Annotated in this window: 19 protein-coding genes; 9 read left to right on the top strand and 10 right to left on the bottom strand. The window is 68.1% G+C overall.

The window, feature by feature from the left end; genetic code table 11:
- Nucleotides 1-95 precede the first annotated feature (95 nt).
- Nucleotides 96-2,153 carry a neutral/alkaline ceramidase gene (locus ACIBCN_RS30935; protein WP_396995242.1) on the top strand — a complete coding sequence of 686 codons (2,058 nt, stop codon included), beginning with the start codon at nucleotides 96-98 and terminating at the stop codon, nucleotides 2,151-2,153.
- A 14-nt stretch (nucleotides 2,154-2,167) separates the two neighbouring features.
- Here the strand turns inward: ACIBCN_RS30935 and ACIBCN_RS30930 are convergent, their stop codons facing one another.
- The gene (locus ACIBCN_RS30930) at nucleotides 2,168-2,407 is read right to left on the bottom strand and encodes a DUF2530 domain-containing protein (RefSeq protein WP_396995241.1); all 240 of its coding nucleotides are present in this window, start codon (nucleotides 2,405-2,407) and stop codon (nucleotides 2,168-2,170) included.
- 62 nt (nucleotides 2,408-2,469) lie between these two features.
- Between ACIBCN_RS30930 and ACIBCN_RS30925 the strand changes: the two genes are divergently transcribed.
- Nucleotides 2,470-2,907 carry a MarR family winged helix-turn-helix transcriptional regulator gene (locus tag ACIBCN_RS30925; RefSeq protein WP_396995240.1) on the top strand — a complete coding sequence of 146 codons (438 nt, stop codon included), beginning with the start codon at nucleotides 2,470-2,472 and terminating at the stop codon, nucleotides 2,905-2,907.
- 43 nt (nucleotides 2,908-2,950) lie between these two features.
- On the opposite strand, the gene ACIBCN_RS30920 is transcribed toward ACIBCN_RS30925, so the two are convergent.
- The 4 genes from ACIBCN_RS30920 to ACIBCN_RS30905 form a co-directional block, all read right to left on the bottom strand.
- On the bottom strand, nucleotides 2,951-3,343 hold the full coding sequence (locus ACIBCN_RS30920) for a YccF domain-containing protein (RefSeq protein WP_396995521.1): 393 nt from the start codon (nucleotides 3,341-3,343) through the stop codon (nucleotides 2,951-2,953).
- Nucleotides 3,344-3,442: 99 nt separating this feature from the next.
- Entirely contained in the window at nucleotides 3,443-4,417 is a 975-nt protein-coding gene (locus ACIBCN_RS30915; protein ID WP_396995239.1) for a PLP-dependent aminotransferase family protein, read from the bottom strand.
- Nucleotides 4,418-4,496: 79 nt separating this feature from the next.
- Nucleotides 4,497-4,862 (bottom strand): hypothetical protein, encoded by a 366-nt coding sequence (locus ACIBCN_RS30910; protein ID WP_396995238.1) that lies wholly within the window; start codon nucleotides 4,860-4,862, stop codon nucleotides 4,497-4,499.
- 204 nt (nucleotides 4,863-5,066) lie between these two features.
- Entirely contained in the window at nucleotides 5,067-6,272 is a 1,206-nt protein-coding gene (locus tag ACIBCN_RS30905) for a GNAT family N-acetyltransferase (protein ID WP_396995237.1), read from the bottom strand.
- 103 nt (nucleotides 6,273-6,375) lie between these two features.
- On the opposite strand from ACIBCN_RS30905, the gene ACIBCN_RS30900 reads away from it, so the two are divergent.
- Nucleotides 6,376-7,176, top strand: a complete 801-nt coding sequence (locus ACIBCN_RS30900) for a TrmH family RNA methyltransferase (protein ID WP_396995520.1) — start codon at nucleotides 6,376-6,378, stop codon at nucleotides 7,174-7,176.
- Nucleotides 7,173-7,454: a DUF2537 domain-containing protein gene (locus tag ACIBCN_RS30895; RefSeq protein ID WP_396995236.1), complete on the top strand. Its 282-nt coding sequence runs from the start codon at nucleotides 7,173-7,175 to the stop codon at nucleotides 7,452-7,454. Before ACIBCN_RS30900 ends, ACIBCN_RS30895 begins: the two co-directional genes overlap by 4 nt.
- 6 nt (nucleotides 7,455-7,460) lie before the next feature.
- Here the strand turns inward: ACIBCN_RS30895 and ACIBCN_RS30890 are convergent, their stop codons facing one another.
- The 3 genes from ACIBCN_RS30890 to serC form a co-directional block, all read right to left on the bottom strand.
- Nucleotides 7,461-8,204, bottom strand: a complete 744-nt coding sequence (locus tag ACIBCN_RS30890) for a DUF6928 family protein (RefSeq protein WP_396995235.1) — start codon at nucleotides 8,202-8,204, stop codon at nucleotides 7,461-7,463.
- Between the two features lie 418 nt (nucleotides 8,205-8,622).
- Nucleotides 8,623-9,693, bottom strand: a complete 1,071-nt coding sequence (gene sepH, locus ACIBCN_RS30885) for a septation protein SepH (RefSeq protein ID WP_396995234.1) — start codon at nucleotides 9,691-9,693, stop codon at nucleotides 8,623-8,625.
- A gap of 197 nt (nucleotides 9,694-9,890) precedes the next feature.
- On the bottom strand, nucleotides 9,891-11,015 hold the full coding sequence (gene serC / locus ACIBCN_RS30880) for a phosphoserine transaminase (protein WP_396995233.1): 1,125 nt from the start codon (nucleotides 11,013-11,015) through the stop codon (nucleotides 9,891-9,893).
- Nucleotides 11,016-11,183: 168 nt separating this feature from the next.
- Between serC and ACIBCN_RS30875 the strand changes: the two genes are divergently transcribed.
- The gene (locus ACIBCN_RS30875; protein ID WP_396995232.1) at nucleotides 11,184-11,858 is read left to right on the top strand and encodes a hypothetical protein; all 675 of its coding nucleotides are present in this window, start codon (nucleotides 11,184-11,186) and stop codon (nucleotides 11,856-11,858) included.
- A 39-nt stretch (nucleotides 11,859-11,897) separates the two neighbouring features.
- On the opposite strand, the gene ACIBCN_RS30870 is transcribed toward ACIBCN_RS30875, so the two are convergent.
- Nucleotides 11,898-12,773 carry a polysaccharide deacetylase family protein gene (locus ACIBCN_RS30870; RefSeq protein WP_396995231.1) on the bottom strand — a complete coding sequence of 292 codons (876 nt, stop codon included), beginning with the start codon at nucleotides 12,771-12,773 and terminating at the stop codon, nucleotides 11,898-11,900.
- A gap of 100 nt (nucleotides 12,774-12,873) precedes the next feature.
- Nucleotides 12,874-14,022 (bottom strand): citrate synthase 2, encoded by a 1,149-nt coding sequence (locus tag ACIBCN_RS30865; protein ID WP_396995230.1) that lies wholly within the window; start codon nucleotides 14,020-14,022, stop codon nucleotides 12,874-12,876.
- 128 nt (nucleotides 14,023-14,150) lie between these two features.
- Here ACIBCN_RS30865 and pdxH point away from each other — a divergent pair, with 128 nt between their 5' ends.
- From pdxH to ACIBCN_RS30845, 4 genes are all read left to right on the top strand, one after another.
- Complete coding sequence (pdxH, locus tag ACIBCN_RS30860; protein WP_396995229.1) at nucleotides 14,151-14,879, top strand: pyridoxamine 5'-phosphate oxidase; 729 nt, start codon at nucleotides 14,151-14,153, stop codon at nucleotides 14,877-14,879.
- A 32-nt stretch (nucleotides 14,880-14,911) separates the two neighbouring features.
- Nucleotides 14,912-16,195: an MFS transporter gene (locus ACIBCN_RS30855; protein WP_396995228.1), complete on the top strand. Its 1,284-nt coding sequence runs from the start codon at nucleotides 14,912-14,914 to the stop codon at nucleotides 16,193-16,195.
- 188 nt (nucleotides 16,196-16,383) lie between these two features.
- Nucleotides 16,384-17,694: a citrate synthase gene (locus tag ACIBCN_RS30850; protein ID WP_379282228.1), complete on the top strand. Its 1,311-nt coding sequence runs from the start codon at nucleotides 16,384-16,386 to the stop codon at nucleotides 17,692-17,694.
- A gap of 45 nt (nucleotides 17,695-17,739) precedes the next feature.
- Nucleotides 17,740-18,099 carry an FKBP-type peptidyl-prolyl cis-trans isomerase gene (locus ACIBCN_RS30845; RefSeq protein WP_396995227.1) on the top strand — a complete coding sequence of 120 codons (360 nt, stop codon included), beginning with the start codon at nucleotides 17,740-17,742 and terminating at the stop codon, nucleotides 18,097-18,099.
- Nucleotides 18,100-18,197 lie beyond the last annotated feature (98 nt).

Raw genomic sequence — 18,197 nt, 5'->3', positions numbered from 1 at the left:
CGGCGGGCGTGCAGTCAATTCGCCGGTAGAAAAATCTCGACTGGACGAGTGACCAGTTGTATGGTTTCCTGCCATCAGGATCGAAGGAGACGCGTATGCCGCTGTCGCGCAGAACCGTTCTTGCCCGAACCGTTGTCGGTTCGGCGACGCTTGCCGCCGCGGCGGCGGTACCCGTCATGTCCGGCACGCTCGGCGCGCGGGCCGAGGCCGCCCCGGGTTCCGGCGGCTATGAGATCGGTGTCGGTATTTCCGACATCACCGGCCCCGCCGCGGAATGCGGAATGATGGGTTATTCCCAGCTCGAGCAGCAGACGGCCGGTATTCACCTGCGCCCGAGGGCGCGGGCGTTCATCATCGGCAACGCCGGGCAGCGCGTCGTTTTCGTGGTCGCCGAGAACGGCATGATCTTCCAATCCGTGCACCGTGGCGTGCTCGCGGAGCTGGCCCGCCGGTTCGGCGATCGGTACACCGAGCAGAATCTGGTGCTCACCTCGACGCACTCGCACGCGACCTGTGGCGGCTCCAGTAACGATTACGCATACAACCTGTCCATCTTGGGTTTTCAGCAGCAGGTGTACGACGCGGAGGTCAACGGCATCGTGGAGGCCATCGCGGCCGCCGACGCCGATCTCGGCCCCGGCTCGCTGGCGATCGGGCACGGCGAACTGCACGACGCGAGCGTCAACCGGTCGCGGGTGGCCTGGGAGCTCAATCCCGTTGCCGACAAACAACACTTTCCCGAGGCCATCGACCCGGCGGTGACAGCCCTCGCCCTCGTCAAGGGCGGTCGGCAAATCGGCGCCATCACCTGGTTCTCCACCCACTGCACCTCGATGACCAACGAGAACCGACTGATCAGCGCGGACAACAAGGGTTACGCGTCGTTCTCCTACGAGCACATCGAGCACGGCGTCCGCTACCTCGACGGCGCACCGGATTTCGTCGCCGCCTTCGCGCAGACCAACGCGGGTGACATGTCCCCGAACCTGAACCTGCGCCCGGGGTCCGGCCCCACCGAGCACGAGTTCGACAACACCCGCATCATCGGCGAACGCCAGTACCAGGCGTCGAAAGCCGCGCTGGCCCAGGCGCGGTCGATGAGCGGACCGATCGACTCGATGCTCTGTTACATCGACCTGGCCGATATCGCCGTCGACGGCCGCTTCACCCCGGACGGACAGCCCAGGCATACCGCGACCGCGGCGGCGGGCGTCTCGCTCATCGCGGGCAGCATCGAGGACGGACCGGGCTTCCCCGGCGCGCCGATCCCGGAAGGGGTGCGCAATCCCTTCCTGGACGCGCTCGGCGGTGCCAATGCCCCCACCCCGGCCTGGCTCGCGGATGCCCAGGCGCCCAAGGCCATTGCCGCACCGCTCGGCCTGATGCCGCCGGTGGCCTGGATTCCGAATGTGTTGCCGATTCAGATCGTTCGGCTCGGCGAGCTCTACTTGGCCGCCGCCGGTGGCGAATTCACCATCACCTCGGGCCTGCGGGTGCGCCGCGCGGTCGCCGACGCACTCGGCGTGCCGCTGGAACAGGTACTCATGCAGGGCTACGCAAACGCCTACCACGAATACGTCACCACCCCTGAGGAATACGATTCGCAGCAGTACGAGGGCGCGTCGACCATGTTCGGCCGCTACACACTCTGCGCCTATCAGCAGGAATTCACCCGGCTGGCAACGGCATTCGCGGCCCGCCAGGTCGTCCCACGCGGCCCGGCCCCGCGCGACGTGTCCAAGCTGCAGCCGAACTTTCAGCCCGGCGCGGGCCCGGACACCACCCCGCCCGGTCGCAACTTCGGTGACGTCCTGACTCAACCTGCCCCGGCCTACGCCCTCGGCAGCCAGGTGGCCGCCGAATTCGTTTCCGCCCACCCGAAACACAACACCCGCCGCAACAGCACCTTCCTGGAAGTGCAGCGGCAGCACGCGTCAGGAGAGTGGACGCGGGTGGCCAACGAGGGCGAATGGGCGGTGAAGTACTTCTGGAGCAAGCGCGGCACGGCCGAATCCGTGGCGCGGTTCACCTGGGACATCCCCGCCGACGCCGCGCCGGGGCGGTACCGCTTCCAGCACTACGCCGACAGCCTGAGCCCCGACGGCGCGCTGCACCCGTTCACCGGTACTACCAACGACTTCGAGGTCGGCTGACGCCCGTGCGTGGTCTACAGCCCCGTCTGCGCGCCCTTGTCGCCCCGGCGCGCCCCGCGCCGCTGGATCAGGAAGATCCCGAGCGCGAGCACGCCGACCACCAGCCCCATCAGGCAGACCGGCAGCACCGACGCCCACCGGTCACCGGTGGCCAACACCACCAGGGTGGCCAGCAACCACAGCGCGCTGCCGACCGCGAGCACCGGACGCGGATCGGTCAGCCGTGGCGGGATCTGCGGCACTTTCTCAGTCACGGCACCAGCGTAGCTGCGAGAACGCGCGTCCGACGCGCACCCGTCCCGTATCGTTCAGCTCTGTGACAACGCCATCCGATGTTCGAGCCCTCGCCGGTGAACTCTCACTGGCTGTGGTTCGACTGACGCGTCATCTGCGCGGCCGCCGCGCCGACTCCCAGATTTCGCTGACCCAGCTCTCCGCCCTCGCGACCTTGGCGCGCGACGGTGCGATGACTCCAGGGGCACTGGCCGCGAGAGAACGCGTGCAACCGCCGTCGATGACCCGAGTGATCGCTTCGCTCACCGATCTGGGGATGGTCGAGCGCAAGCCGCACCCCACCGACGGCCGCCAGATCATCGTCTCGCTGTCCGAGGCGGGCAGCGCGCTCATCGCCGACGAGACGCACGCCCGCGAGGCCTGGATGACCGACCAGCTCTCCAACCTCACCGAGGATCAAATCGTGGTGCTCACCCGCGCCGTCGGCATCATGAAGCAGATCGTCAACGAATCCGAATGAGCTGTATTGACCCACCCCGTCGGCTTCGCCTCCTGCCGTCCCCCTAGCGCGCCCCGAACGGCTGATCACTGTCCACGATCTCGCGCCCGAGCGGGAACAGCGACAGCGGGATGAGCTTCAGATTGGCCCAGCCGAACGGGATTCCGATGATCGAGATGAACAACGGAATGCTGGTCAGCAGGTGGCCGAGGGCGAGCCACCAACCGGCGACGATCACCCAGATGATGTTGCCGACCAGCGATCCCGCGCCCGCGCCCGGCTTCTCCACCGTGGTCCGGCCGAACGGCCACAGCGCGTAGGCCGCGATCCGGAACGACGCGATGCCCCACGGAATGGTGATGATCAGGATGCAGCAGATGATCCCGGCCAGCAGGTAGCCGAGCGCCATCCACACCCCGACGAACACGAGCCACAGGACGTTGAGGATCAAACGAATCGGCGCCATGTGAACAGGATGCCAGCCGAACCGAGCGTCGGGCATCAGGGTTTCCCCCGAGCCGAGTGCGAGGCGACCAAAGCTAGGCCGAACCCGCTGCTACCCGTGGCACCGAATACGTACGGGCATCGAATCTTTGACCGGTGAGGTCGGTCGCCAGCGGACCGCGGCCGGTCCCTCGACCCAGACGAACATGCCGCCTTCCGGTTCGGTCCACGAGAATCCGGACGGCATATGCCTGCGCAACGCCGCGGTGAGCGCGGCCAGCTTCGCGCCGTAATTCTCGACTACTCGCGCCACATGGGCGGCGCCTGCCGCGCTACGCAGGAAGCCCGCGGCAATCGCCTGGTTGAAGGTCGAGGTCTGCATATCGATGCCCTGTTTCATCGCGAGCACCTGCTCCAGCAGGTACTCCGGCAGCACCGCGATACCGGTACGCAGTGCTGGCGCAACGGTTTTCGACAACGACGTGATGTAGACGGTGCTGTGCGGCGCGAAGGACCAGAAGGCGGGCAGCGGGTCGCCCTGATATCGGAGGTCGGCATAGACGTCGTCCTCCACCACCGTCACACCATGGCGCAGCACGACTTCGGCGATCTGTTCGCGGCGCGCGGTCGGCATGGTTCGCCCGGTCGGGTTCTGGAAGGTCGGCAGCAGATAGACCATTGCCACCCGCTGACGGGCCAGCGTGGCAGCCAGCGCCTCGGGCAGGATGCCGTCCGCATCCGACTCGACTCCGTAGACGACGGCCCCATGACTGCGGAACACCTTGACCGCGGGCCCATAGGTCGGTGTTTCCGCCAGCACCACCGAGCCTGGCTCGAGTAATGCCATGCAGGCGCTGTGCAGGGCACCGGAGCCGCCGGTCGCGATATGCGTGCGGCCCGCCGCGCCGGTGATCGCCCGTTCCCGCAGGAGAATCTGCGCCTGGTCCAGCAGTGGCGGAAATCCGCGCGTTGCCCCGTACTGCAGGACCGACATCCCGTGCTCGGCAACGACATCGGCGGCCAGCGCGGCCACCAGCTCGCCGGGCAGCAGGGCGGGATCCGGCGCGCCGACGGCGAACGAGATCACCTCGGACGCTCGGCCAGGGTCGTGAAGATATCGTCGATCGGACCGCTGCGCACCGCGGCACCGCGACTGACCACGGCGGTCACCGACCCGCGCCCGCCACCGCGAGGTCGCGGCGCAGCCGGGCGACCGCCGCCGCGACAGCGCGGTCGTGGTCCGGAACAAGCACTACGTCGTCGTTGAACATCGGATCGGTGCGCATCTCCACCGCGACGAGATCGTCTGTCTCGCTGAGGTTTACCGCGGCCTGCACGACGCCCTCGGGGATATACACGAAGTCCCCGGGTCCGTGCGTATAGGGCGGCATATTGACCATTCCGGCCGAAATGCCTTGGCTCCCTGTTGTTTCCCGAGTGATGCACGGGACGAGATGCTGTCCTTGCCGCCCGATCTCCCTGGCGGCGTCGGCTGCGGCGACCACTCGTACGGCCCTGGCGGCGTTCATCATCAGCTACCCCATACTGTTCGGTCGGATGTAGCTGAACTTAAGGGATTTTCAGCGAAGTGGCCGGCTCCGGAAACCGAGTTCAACCAGCATTCTCCGGGACATACCCGGCCGTCGATCTATCCGTCACCGTGCACCCGATCCACCGCGACCGGGCGCACAGCGCGCCGGCGCGGTCGCCTCAGCAACCGCGCCGGTACCGCGCGGTCAGAAGAACCAGCCGAGAGCGGCGTCGCGCTCGGTGGCGAAGGCCGCATCGAGGGCGCGTGCCTTGGCGGAATCCTTGGCCTGCAGGCGGTTTGCCTCCGCGAAAACGCGCGCGGGGTAGGCGCCAAGGTACATGCTCGCGAGCACATCGATGCCGAGCTCGATCTCGGCCGGACCGGTGGTCGGCGTGCATTCGGCGATGCCGTCACGGATGGTGAGGGCGAAGGTGCCACCGGCGTCGCGGAACGGATCACTCACCGCGAGTACGACATCCAGGTCGCGTTGATAGGTGCGGGCGGTCAGCGCGGCGGGAATGTCCATGAGCCGCAACCACAGTGCGTCATAGCGCGCGGTGGTCTTGACCAAGCGCAGATCGGTGAGCAGGTAGGGCAGCGGGTCGTTGTCGCTGAGCACCGCGTCGACGCGCTGCACGAGCTCCAGCCCGAGCAGTGCCCGCCACAGCGCGGCATGCGCGTCGGGGGTCACCGCCCGCATCTCGACCACCTCGGCGGCGTTGACATCCTCGGAACGGCGGTAGCGGTACAGCGCGTAACCGTCCGGATGCAGCAGCGCGAAGAGATCGGTGCCACCACCGCGGACCGCCACCGGGTCGGCGAACAGCATCGTCCAGCGGGCCTCCGGACTTGCCTGGGCACCGGGCACGATCCGGCGCCATCGGTCGTAGACGGTCCGCACCTGCTCGGTGACCTCGGCCGGCGTGGCGAGTTCGACCCCACCCCGATCCGGCGCCGACGGCCGGAATTCGGCGAACCGCCGATCGATGCTCACCGCGTTCTCCCGCACCGTCGGCCCGTAGCCGAAGCGCCCGTAAATGGTGCCCTGGCTCACCGTGAAGATGGTCAGCGCCAACCCGTCCGCCTCGGTGCGCCGATGCTGCTCGGTGTACATCGCCCGCAGGATGCCGCGCCGCCGATGGGTCGGCGCGACACAGACTCCCGCGATCCCACACGCCTCGACCGTGCGTTCACCCGGCACCGTGAGCGTCATCCGCGTCGCCTTGGTCGCCCCGACCACCCGGCCGTCGTCGACCGCGACCACGGCATCCTCGATGGCGAAGATTCTGGCCTCCGGTGCCTGCGTCTCGTACGGCGATCGCATGCCGAATGCGGTATCGCCGAGCAGGGTGATGGCGGCGTCGTCGTCCGGGGTAGCCGACCGAATGGTGATCCCGTTTGGCAGCGTCATGGCACGACAATCCCACGCGCCGTACGGTGCCGCATTCGAATTACCGCCGGATTCGACCGAACCGGTGGCGGCGCCGCGCGGCGTGTCCAGGCAGGATATAGCCGTGGCCGAAGTGATCGATATCGACGACCCCGCCGACCCGCGGGTCGATGACTTCCGCGACCTCAACTCCGCCGACCGCCGACCTGATCTGCCGGGACGTAAGGGACTGGTGATCGCCGAGGGCGTGGTCGTCGTGCAGCGAATGCTGGACTCTCGATTCGCGCCGGCCGCGTTGCTCGGCGTGGAGAAGCGGCGCCAGGAACTGTCGGACGAGCTGACCGGTGTCGACGTGCCGTATTACCGCACCTCCGCCGAGGTGATGGCGCAGGTGGTCGGGTTTCACCTCAACCGAGGCGTGCTCGCGGTGGCTCGGCGCCCCGCGTCGCTCACCCTGGACGAGGTGCTCGAAAAGGCGCGCACGGTGGCCGTGCTGGAGGGCGTCAACGATCACGAGAACCTCGGTTCGATGTTCCGCAACGCGGCCGGGCTCGGCGCCGAGGCCATCCTGTTCGGCGATCGGTGCGCCGACCCGCTGTACCGGCGCGCGGTGCGGGTTTCCATGGGCCACGTGCTCCGGGTGCCGTTCGCTTCCGTCCCCGAATGGCCGCATGGTCTGGATATACTGCGGCGCAAGGGTTTCCAGATCATCGCCTTGACCCCGAACCCGACCGCGGTGAATCTGGCCACGGCGATGACGGGTGACCGGGTGGCATTGTTGCTCGGCGCCGAAGGTCCGGGGTTGAGCGAGGACGCGATGCGAGCCACCGATGTGCGGGCGCGAATTCCGATGTCACCCGGCACCGACTCGCTCAATGTGGCGACCGCGGCCGCGATGGCGTTTTACGAGCGGGTGCGCACGTGAGTTACCCGCATCAAGGCCCGACCCCGTGGGGAACCGGCATCACCGTCGCGATCATGGTGGCGCTGCTCGCCGCGATCGCGGTGTTCTCGTTCGGTCGCGCGCTCGCCGAGGTGCATCCGCTGCTCGCGGTGGCGGTCAACCTGATCGCGGCCGGTGGTGCCGCGCCGACCCTCTGGCGGTGGCGGTGGACGCCGGTGACCAGGTGGGTGGTCGGCGGTGGCACGGCAGGTGTGTTGCTCGGCTGGGTGGCGCTGTTGATCAACGGGTTCGCGGGCTGAGGCCCGTCACGAGACGCGATCGTGGCCGCGCAGCCAGCCGAACAGGCCGCGTTTGGGTCGCGCGGGTTCCGGCTCCCGCCGCGGCGCGACGCGGGTAGCCGGGTCGGGCGCTTGGCCTCTCGGATACAGCGTGAATCCGCACACCGCGACGTCGCCGGGCACCAGCGCGCCCTCGGCGGCGTGGGCGCGATAGTGGAAGCCGAGCCATTCGTTGTTGGCGGCGTCGGCGAAATCGGGTGGGTCGAAGGGCAGCGTCTGCGGGTCCGGCAGTTCGCCCGCGTGCCAGCGCACCGGATGCTCGCCCGCCCAGTACGGCCGCTCCCACACCAGCGGCAGGCCCTCGTCCTCCAGGATGTTCACCCGGCTCGAGCTGAACGCCCTGCGGAATTCGCCGCGCTCCCAATGCGCGAACGCGCCCCAGCCATGCGCGGTATCGAAGGACACCAGATAGGTGTGCTCGGAAGCCAGCGGACGGATCAGCAACTCCGGGAGCTCGGTCGGATGAATGCGCGCGGCCTGCGCCGAGCACACCACCGTCACGCCCGGGTAGCAACCGATATAGACCTCGTCGAGGTCCGGTCCCGCACAGCCCGCCAGGGTGCCGACCATGATCGGCAGCACGTCCCGGTCGCTGTACAGCTGCTTCGCCAGCGCTAGTGCGGCATCGGGATCCGGATCATGGTTGGCGCGCAGGACCGTCAACGGATCTGGTGCGTCGACGTACCAGAGCGACGAAGCTTTCGATAGCATTTCCGGCACCTCCCGATAGTTGCACGAATCAGCTCCGCGAACTTCGAGCAACGCACGGTGATATCAAGCGATTCACCGCGTCAGTGAACCGCCGGACGTCGTCGTGCGCAGTCGACCCACCCCAAAAATCTACTCGCCCTAGGCCTCCCTCGGCGGACCTTCGGCCTCTGAACACGCCAGCGAGCCGTGGAATTGGTCTCGACAGCAGCATCTACGGACCGGCTGTAGCCGACCTGCTCACGGCAGAGGAAAGTATGCGGACGTCGCTCGCTGGACACCGGATCCCCAACGTGCCAACTGATTTCATGAGCACATGGGTAACTCATCGGGTACCGGCCAACTACCTGCCGCCTCACCGCCAGTCGCCAACGTCACTCGCAACGCGCCTAAGTCTGGCCTGAATACGCGGAGAGGCGGGTTAGTGCCCTGAGCTGCGCACTCCGAGGAGGACATCTTCCCAGGACGGCATGGGTGCCTTGCCGCGCTTGGTGCGGGCGGACTTAGCGGGCGCCTTGCCGTTGGCGGCGGGCTTGGCGGGTTCCTCGACGGCGGGCTTCGTCGACGCGGCAGGCGCGGCGGGGGTGGGCTCCGCCGGGGCGCTCGGCGGTGTCGGCGCGGGCGCGCTCGGTGCGGGTGCCGGGTTTGCCGCGGCGGGCGCCGGGGTGGTGGTGGCAGTGGGGGTTGCGGTCGCGCCCGCCGTGATGGCAGGCGTGTTCGCACCACCGGCGGCGACGGCACGCTGTTCGTAGTACTCGTCCAGGGTGGGCTGGCTCTGCTGGCGTGCCGCGGGGCGCGCGGGCGGCGCTGCGGGTGCGGGACGCGGCTCGACCACGGGTTCCGGCTGCGGCGCGGGTGCCGCGATCTCCGGCTCGGCGGGCAGGATCGTCGCGAGACCGCGCAGTGCGCGGCCGAAGTCGGGATCGATCAGGTCGGAGGCGGGGTCGTCGAGCGGGGAGACCGATCCGCCGTGCGCGTCCGGCTGGTAGCGCCAGTGCGCGGCGATCTCGGAACGCCCGTTCTGCCACTGCAATTGGGCGACCCAGAAGCCCTTTTCGTCCTTCCAGGCGTCCCATTCGGCGCCTTCGATGTTGTGGCCGCGCTCGGTGAATGCCGCGGTAACGACGTCGATGAGGATTTCCACGGCGGGGCCGTCGGGGCGGACGGGGTGCGCCTTCTGCGCGAGTTCGGCTGCGCGGGCACGCTCCAGCAACACGGGGTAGGCGAACCGCTCGACGCGGCTGGCCGGCATGCCGGATTCTTCGGTGACCTGTTCGACGGAGGCGCCGGCACGGATACGAGCCTGAATATCGCGAGGACGCATAGTTGCTTCCATTTCGATCTCGATCTGGCCGAATCGGGCAAGGTCGCCGCGCGCTGCGGCTCGTAGCTTGTCGTCGGCGGGTAGCCGGTACTTCGCTCCGGACTCGGTGTCGATACACACGATGTGCGTGGAGTCGGGCGTCACCCCGATCACTCGAAGTTCACGCACCGTTACCTCCTTACCGCGTCGACCCGCGACACCGCCCACTTTCCGAAACAGTAGTGCACTTCTGGGATTCGTGGGGCGAGACACGCGGGGCGGAAATCTCCGAAGAGACTCGCGCACCCCGCTAATCTGCTCTGTTCGACTTACCGCACTTTCCGGCGCGGCGTGTCTTTGTGGCGTGTCGCTCTATCCAAGTGTGTTCAGCCGAGATTCTGCACGACCCAATCGATGCTACGGGTCAGCTGGGTCACGTCTTCGGGGTCGATGGCCGGGAACATGCCGACGCGCAGCTGGTTGCGGCCCAGCTTGCGGTAGGGCTCGGTGTCGACGATTCCGTTGGCGCGCAGCACCTTCGCCACCGCGGCGGCGTCGACCGAGTCAGCGAAGTCGATGGTGCCGACCACCTGCGAGCGGTGCGCCGGGTCGGTGACATACGGCGTGGCGAATTCGCTCGACTCGGCCCAGTTGTACAGGCGCGAGGACGAATCCAGCGTCCGCTTGACCGCCCAGTCCAGGCCGCCGTTGCCGTTGAGCCACTCGATTTGGTCGGCGAACAGCAACAGGGTGGCGAGCGCCGGGGTGTTGTAGGTCTGGTCCTTGGTGCTGTTGTCGATCGCGATCGGCAGCGACAGGAACTCCGGGGTCCACCGGCCCGATGCCTTGATCTCGTCGACCCTGGCCAGCGCGGCGGGGCTCATCAGCGCGACCCACAGACCGCCGTCGGCGGCGAAGCACTTCTGCGGCGCGAAGTAGTAGACATCGGCGTCGGTGATGTTCACCGGCAGACCGCCCGCGCCCGAGGTGGCGTCGATGGCGATCAGCGCGTTCTCCGAACCCGCCGGGCGCTGCACCGGAATCGAGACGCCGGTGGAGGTTTCGTTGTGTGCCCAGCCGATCAGGTCGACCGAGGGATCCGACACCGGCTCCGGCGCGCTGCCCGGCTCGGCCGAGATGACGATCGGGTCGCCGATGAACGGGTTGCCCTTGGCCACGCTCGCGAACTTCGAGCTGAACTCACCGTTGGTGAGGTGCAGCGAACGCTCCCGGATCAGGCCGAACGCGGCCGCGTCCCAAAACGCGGTGGTGCCACCGTTGCCGAGCACGACCTCGTAACCGTCGGGCAGGCCGAACAGTTCGCGTAGGCCCGAGCGCACCCGCGCGACCACATCTTTCACCGGCTTCTGCCGGTGACTCGTGCCGAACACCGAGGCGCCGACGGTCACCAGGGACTGCAACTGCTCCGGTCGTACCTTGGAGGGGCCACAGCCGAATCGTCCGTCGGCGGGCTTGAGGTCGGCGGGAATCGTCGGGAACGCAGTGGTCATGCGAACAAGGGTAAAGCGTGTCGGACCTGCCCGGTTCGTGTGGGTCGACAGCTGTGCTCCCCGCCACCACCGCCCGCGCGCCCGCCCGGCGCCGGATTTGTCACGGTCTGCTCCGGTTGCGGTGGTATTGCTGTGTCGCCGACCACACTCCAGCTAACCTATGCGCCCATGAACATGGCGTCGGCGAACTCGGGGTGGCGACTGCTCGGTCGACGGCCACGGAGCTTCGGGCTGCGCATCGGCGCGATTTCCGATGGAGCAAGGCGAGAGTTGCTGATGCGTGGCGCGCTGGGTTCGGCGACGATCCTCGGCGTGCGGCCGAGTACCAAAGCGACGACCGGCGAGCCCGGCGTGCACGGAGCGCCCGGCCATGTCTTCTGGGCCCGGGTCCTGGTCGACGGAATTCCGCCCTACGAGACCAGAGTGCGCCAGCGCGTGTCCGCCGCGAACCTGGAGTGGATGCAACCCGGCGACGTGGTGTGCTGCCGAGTCGACCCAGGCGATCGAGATCGGTTGGTGCTCTACGTGCCCGATTTCGCGGAGACCGGCCGGGCCAGCATCTCGAAGATCCTCGCCGACGGCCGCCGCGCCGACGCGACGGTGCTCGCCGCGACCCCGGTCGCCGCGGACTATTCCGGCCGCGACGATCCGGTGCTCCGCCTCGACCTCGAGCTGCGCGCCTGGGACGAGCCGACGCCGTGGCTGGTCCGCCTCGTGCAACCGGTGCCCTTGTCCGCGATCGGCCTTGTCGATCTCGGCCAGCATCTGGAGGTCGCCTTCTTCACCGTGGATCACGGCGAATCCGTCGCGGTCGACTGGGCCGCGTCGCTCGGGGAGGACTGACCCGCACGCCTGCTGATTTCCCGCGGCAACGCGTGCGGCTCAGAGGTGCACGAACGTAAAGCCCATCTCGCGGATGGTCGGCAGGGCGGCGATCATGCCCGCGCCGGTGCCGGACTGCGGGCGGTGCATGTGCGCGAGGGAAATCGCCCCCGGCGCAGCGGCATTCATCGCGGCCCGCACCTTGGCGGCGCTCGCGGTCGCACCGTAGTCGGCGTTGATGCTGAAACCGACCGGGGTTTCCCCCAATTCGTTCGCGATGGCGACCGCGACCTCGTCGTAGTGCGCGGTGCCCGCCCGGAAGAACCGCGGCGCCCGGCCGACCAGTCCACGCAGCCGCTCGTGATTGGCCCAGACCTCGTCGACCGCCTCCTGCGCCGAGCCGGTGCCGTTGATCCCATAGGCGGCGCGCCCGTTCACCGACAGCGGCCGGTGTGCCACACCGTGATTGGCCAGCTCGAACAGCGGGTTCATGGCCAGCTGGGCGGCCCGTGCCTGGTTGGCGTCGATCCAGCGCTTGTTCAGGAACAGGGTGGCCGGAATCTGGTGGGCGATCAGGAAGTTCACCAACGATTCATCCATGTCGTTGTTGCCTGGCCCGCCGCACGCGTCGAAGGTCAGCGCCATCTGCTTGCCGGTGGCCGCGAACGTGCTGATGATGCCCGGCATCTCGACGCCCCACTGCCGCGGCTGCTCGCCCGCGTGCCGGGCGGCCACCGCGGCGGGGGAGTTGTCCTGCGGCACGGGCGCGGCCTTGGCGACCACCGGGGAATTGCCCGCGACCGGGTCGGGACTGGTCGAACTCGGCTCGGCGGCGGCCGTATTGCCGTGTGTCGTGCCACATCCGGTGGCGGCGAACCCGGCAAGCACCGCGCCGACGCCGAACATCCGCCGCCGTGACAGCCCTCTTTCGAACATCCGTCAACCCCTCTTTTCGAAGTCAGCCCCGGATGCTACGCGAGCCGAACGTCCCAGTGGTGCAGGACATCCGGCTCGCGGCAATGCTATGTGTCTATTGCTACGCGTGCGAGATGGCTGCCCAGCCCGCGACATCCTCCGGGCGGCGCGGCGCCGGTCCGGTGTAGATGGCCGCCGGACGCACCAGCTTGCCGAGCTGCTTCTGCTCGAGGATGTGCGCACACCAGCCCGCGGTGCGGCCACAGGTGAACATGGCGGGCATCATGTGCGCGGGCACCTCGGCGAAGTCGAGGATCACCGCCGCCCAGAACTCGACATTGGTCTCGATCGCCCGGTCCGGGCGACGCTCGCGCAGTTCGGCGAGCGCGGCCTGCTCCAGCGCGGCGGCCACCTCGTAACGCGGGGCGGCGAGTCGCTTGGCGGTGGCGCGCAGCACGCGGGCGCGCGGGTCCTCGGCCCGGTACACCCGGTGCCCGAAGCCCATCAGCTTTTCCTTGCGGTCCAGGATGCCCTTGACCAGTGCCCGTGCGTCGCCGGTCTTTTCGACCTCTTCGATCATCGGCAGCACGCGGGCGGGCGCGCCACCGTGCAGCGGGCCGGACATGGCGCCGATCGCGCCGGACAGCGAGGCCGCGACATCGGCACCGGTCGAGGCGATCACCCGCGCGGTGAAGGTGGAGGCGTTCATGCCGTGCTCGGCGGCGGACACCCAGTAGGCGTCGATCGCCTCGGTGTGCTTCGGGTCCGGGTCACCCTTCCAGCGGGTCATGAACCGCTCGGTGACCGTGGTGCACTCGTCGATCTTCTTCTGCGGCACCGCGGGCTGGTAGATGCCGCGGGCGGACTGCGCGACGTAGGACAGCGCCATCACCGAGGCGCGGGCCAGGTTGTCTCGCGCGGTCTCGTCATCGATGTCGAGCAGCGGCTGGTAGCCCCAGATCGGGGCGAGCATGGCCAGGCCCGCCTGCACGTCGACGCGCACGTCGCCGGTGTGCACCGGCAGCGGGAAGGGCTCGGCGGGCGGCAGGCCGCGGCCGAACTCGCCGTCGACCAGCAGGGCCCAGACGTCACCGAAGGTCACCTGGCCCTCGACCAGGTTCTCGATATCGACACCGCGGTAGCGCAGCGCGCCGCCGTCCTTGTCGGGCTCGGCGATGTTGGTGGTGAAAGCCACCACGCCCTCGAGGCCACTGACGAAATCGCTGGGTACGGCGGTCTGCCCGGTAGGCACCGCGGGGGTGGTAGTCATGGTGTGACTTCTCCTTGCAACTTCGGGCCGCATGATGCTCGCGTCGATCAGGGGTTGATGAGGCTCGCCGAGCACATGCCGATCACCATCACCTTAGATCCTTGCTACCGCGGAGTAACGTCTGGCCCATGCGTGACCTGGACAATTCACCCGGCGGCCAGGAGACGGCCGATATCCCGTCGAGCACCGACCTCGCCGGCATGCGCGCCGACTATGCGGGCGCCCCGTTCGGCAGCGGCGAAGACGTCGATTTGGACGAAACATGGCTGGCCGGCGGCTGGGAGCCGTTGTTGCGCCACTGGATCGAGCAGGCGACCGCGGTCGGCGTCGCGGAGCCGAATGCCATGGTGCTGGCCACCGTGTCACTGGCCGACGGCACGCCGCGACCGGTCGCCAGGACGGTGCTGTGTAAGGGACTTTCCCCCGAGGGTGTGACTTTTTACACCAACTACGACTCGGCCAAGGGCGGCCAGCTGGCCTCGGTCCCGTTCGCCGCCGTCACCTTCGTCTGGCCCGCGCTCGGCAGGCAGGTGCACGTGCGCGGCGCGATCGAGCGGGTCGCCGCCGAGACCACCGCGGTGTACTGGCGCTCCCGCCCGCGCGATTCGCAGCTCGGCGCGTGGGCCTCGCGCCAGTCCAAGCCGATCGGGTCGCGTGCCGAGATGGACCGCATGATGGCCGAGACGGTCGCGCGCTTCGACGACGTCGACGAGATTCCGGTGCCGCCGCACTGGGGTGGCTTCCTGCTCCGCCCGGACGAGGTGGAGTTCTGGCAGGGCCGCCGCGGCAGGCTGCACAACCGGATTCGGGTGCTCATCGAGAAGGACGCGATGACGGTGCAGCGACTACAGCCCTGACGGTATTTCCCGACTCGGTTACGCTGCCGCCGGTGAGACTGCTGGCCGACACGACACCGCTGCGAAATCCCGACTATCGGCGCCTGTGGACCTCGGGTGTCGTCACCATCATCGGGGCGCAGCTGTCCATCGTCGCGGTGCCGCAGCAGATCTTCCAGATCACCGGCAGCTCGGGCTATGTGGGCCTGGCCGGACTGTTCGGCCTGGTGCCGCTGGTCGTGTTCGGGCTGTGGGGTGGTGCGCTCGCGGACGTGATGGACCGGCGCAAGCTGATGCTCATCACCAACGCGGGCACCGGGCTGACCGCGGTGGCCTTCTGGGCGCAGGCCGCGTCGGGCATCGACAACGTGTGGGTGGTGCTCGGCCTGTTCGCGATGCAGCAGGCGTTCTTCGCGGTGAATCAGCCGACGCGTAGCGCCACCATCCCGCGACTGCTGCCGGAAGACCAACTGGCCGCGGCCAATTCGCTGAGCATGACGGTGATGCAGTTCGGCGCCATCGCCGGACCGGTGCTGGCGGGTGTGCTGATCCCGGTGGTCGGGCTGTCCACCCTCTACCTGATCGACTCCATCGCCTTGCTCGCCACGATCTGGGCGGTGTGGCGGCTGCCCGCGCTGCCGCCGACCGGATCCGCGCGCAAGGCCGGATTCCGTACTGTGCTGGACGGTTTCAGCTATCTGGCCACGCAACGGATCCTGCTCGCGTCGTTCGCGGTGGACGTGATCGCCATGGTGTTCGGCATGCCGCGCGCGCTGTTCCCGCAGATCGCGCACGAGACGTTCGGCGACCCGACCACCGGCGGGGTCGCGCTCGGCCTGCTGTTCGCGTCCATGTCGGCGGGCGCGGTGCTCGGCGGCATCTTCTCCGGCTGGATACCGCGGATCCGGCGCCAGGGCCTTGCCGTGCTCGTCTGCATCGCGCTGTGGGGTGTGGCCATGGTCGGCTTCGGTGTTGCCGTCGGATTCACCGGGCACGGGCTCGGCCTCGGCGTCGGGCTGTGGCTCGCGCTGATCTGCTCGGCCTTCGGCGGCGCGGTGGACATGATCTCGGCGGCGCTGCGGGTGACCATGCTGCAGCAGGTCGCCACCGACGAGATGCGCGGCAGGCTGCAGGGCGTGTTCATCGTGGTTGTCGCAGGTGGGCCGCGCATCGGTGATGTTGCCCACGGTTTTGCGGCGGCCAGTCTGGGTACTGCCGTTGCCGCGGCGGGCGGTGGCGGTCTGGTGGTGATCGGCGTGCTGGTCGCCGCCGTCGCGTTCCCGGCATTCGTGCGCTACCGGGTAGGCCGCGCACATGCGGAAATAGTGGCACCATGAGCTCGGCGAATATTCGGCAACCGGCGTGCGACGCGTCGCCAGGACCTCACTCGCCCACGAGGTGAATGTGAGGTGCCGCAGGACTACCCTCCTGATTGTCCGTGTCGGTGAACGTCTAGCGTTGACAGAAGTGCATCGTGCGCCGACCGCGACGGTGCCTACGGTTCTAGCCTGAGAGGGATCCTTCCGTGCCCGCTGAGAACATCATCAACGTCGACGAAGACGCCAAGCCGGTGCTTACCTACCCCGGCGGGGAGTTCCCGATGACGGTCGCCAAGGCCGCTGAAGGCAACGACGGAATCGAGCTGGGAAAGCTCCTGGCCAGCACGGGATACGTCACCTACGACCCGGGCTTCATGAACACCGCCCCGACCAAGTCGGCGATCACCTACATCGACGGTGAGGCGGGCATCCTGCGTTACCGCGGTTACCCGATCGACCAGCTGGCCGGGACGTCGACCTTCATCGAGGTCAGCTACCTGCTGATCTACGGGGAGCTGCCCACGCAGACTCAGCTCGACGACTTCACCGACCGGATCCGCAGGCACACTCTGCTGCACGAGGATCTGAAGCGGTTCTTCGACGGTTTCCCGCGCAACGCGCACCCGATGCCGGTGCTGTCCTCCGCGGTGAACGCGCTGTCGGCCTACTACCAGGATTCGCTGGATCCGCGCGACCCCGAGCAGGTCGAGCTGTCCACCATCCGGCTGCTGGCCAAGCTGCCGACCATCGCGGCCTACTCGTACAAGAAGTCCGTCGGCCAGCCGTTCCTCTACCCGGACAACTCGCTGAGCCTCGTGGAGAACTTCCTGCGGATGACCTTCGGGTTCCCGGCCGAGCCGTACGAGGTCGACCCCGAGGTCGCCGCGGCGCTGGACATGCTGCTCATCCTGCACGCCGACCACGAGCAGAACTGCTCCACCTCGACGGTCCGGCTGGTCGGCTCCTCCGACGCCAACCTGTTCACCTCGGTATCCGGCGGCATCAACGCCCTGTGGGGCCCGCTGCACGGCGGCGCGAACCAGGCCGTGCTGGAGATGCTCGACGGCATCAAGGCCGACGGCGGCGACGTCAAGGAATTCATCCGCAAGGTCAAGAACAAGGAAGACGGCGTGAAGCTCATGGGCTTCGGGCACCGCGTCTACCGCAACTACGACCCGCGCGCCGCGATCGCCAAGAAGCACGCCGACGCCATCCTCAACAAGCTCGGCAACGACGAGCTGTTCGACATCGCGCAGGCGCTGGAAGAGGCCGCGCTCACCGACGAGTACTTCGTCGAGCGCCGCCTGTACCCGAACGTCGACTTCTACACCGGCGTGATCTACAAGGCGATGGGCTTCCCGACCCGCATGTTCACCGTGCTGTTCGCGATGGGCCGACTGCCGGGCTGGATCGCGCACTGGCGCGAAATGCACAGCGAGCCACTGAAAATCGGCCGCCCGCGGCAGATCTACACCGGCTACGGCGCTCGCGACTACCGCGAGATCACCAATCGTTAGTTCCACCGTTACACCCACCATCACCTATCGAAGGGGATAAGCCGAATGACCAAGCCGGAGATCGAGTTCCAGGGCGGCCCCGCGCCTGCCGAGCTGGTGATCAAGGACATCATCGAAGGCGAAGGCAAGGAAGCCGTGCCCGGCGGCAACGTCGAGGTGCACTACGTCGGCGTGGAATTCGATACCGGCGAAGAATTCGACTCCTCCTGGAACCGCGGCGAGGCCATCAACTTCCCGCTGCGCGGCCTGATACAGGGCTGGCAGGACGGCATCCCCGGCATGAAGGTCGGCGGCCGCCGTCAGCTCACCATCCCGCCCGCCCTGGCCTACGGCCCGGCCGGCGCGGGACACCCCCTCGCGGGCAAGACACTCGTCTTCATCATCGACCTGCTGGACGCTCAGTAATTTGCCGCGTGGCCGCGGGTGTTCGCGGCCCCCTGGTGCCTCGCGTCCCAGCTGTCGAGACTCGCGCCTGCGGCGCATGCGCTTCGACAGCTGGGACG

The organism is Nocardia sp. NPDC051052 (assembly GCF_044456045.1).
In the GTDB taxonomy this organism is placed as follows: domain Bacteria; phylum Actinomycetota; class Actinomycetes; order Mycobacteriales; family Mycobacteriaceae; genus Nocardia.
The sequence above is the reverse complement of the archived record's forward strand: the minus strand, read 5'-3'. Positions and strand labels throughout refer to the sequence as shown.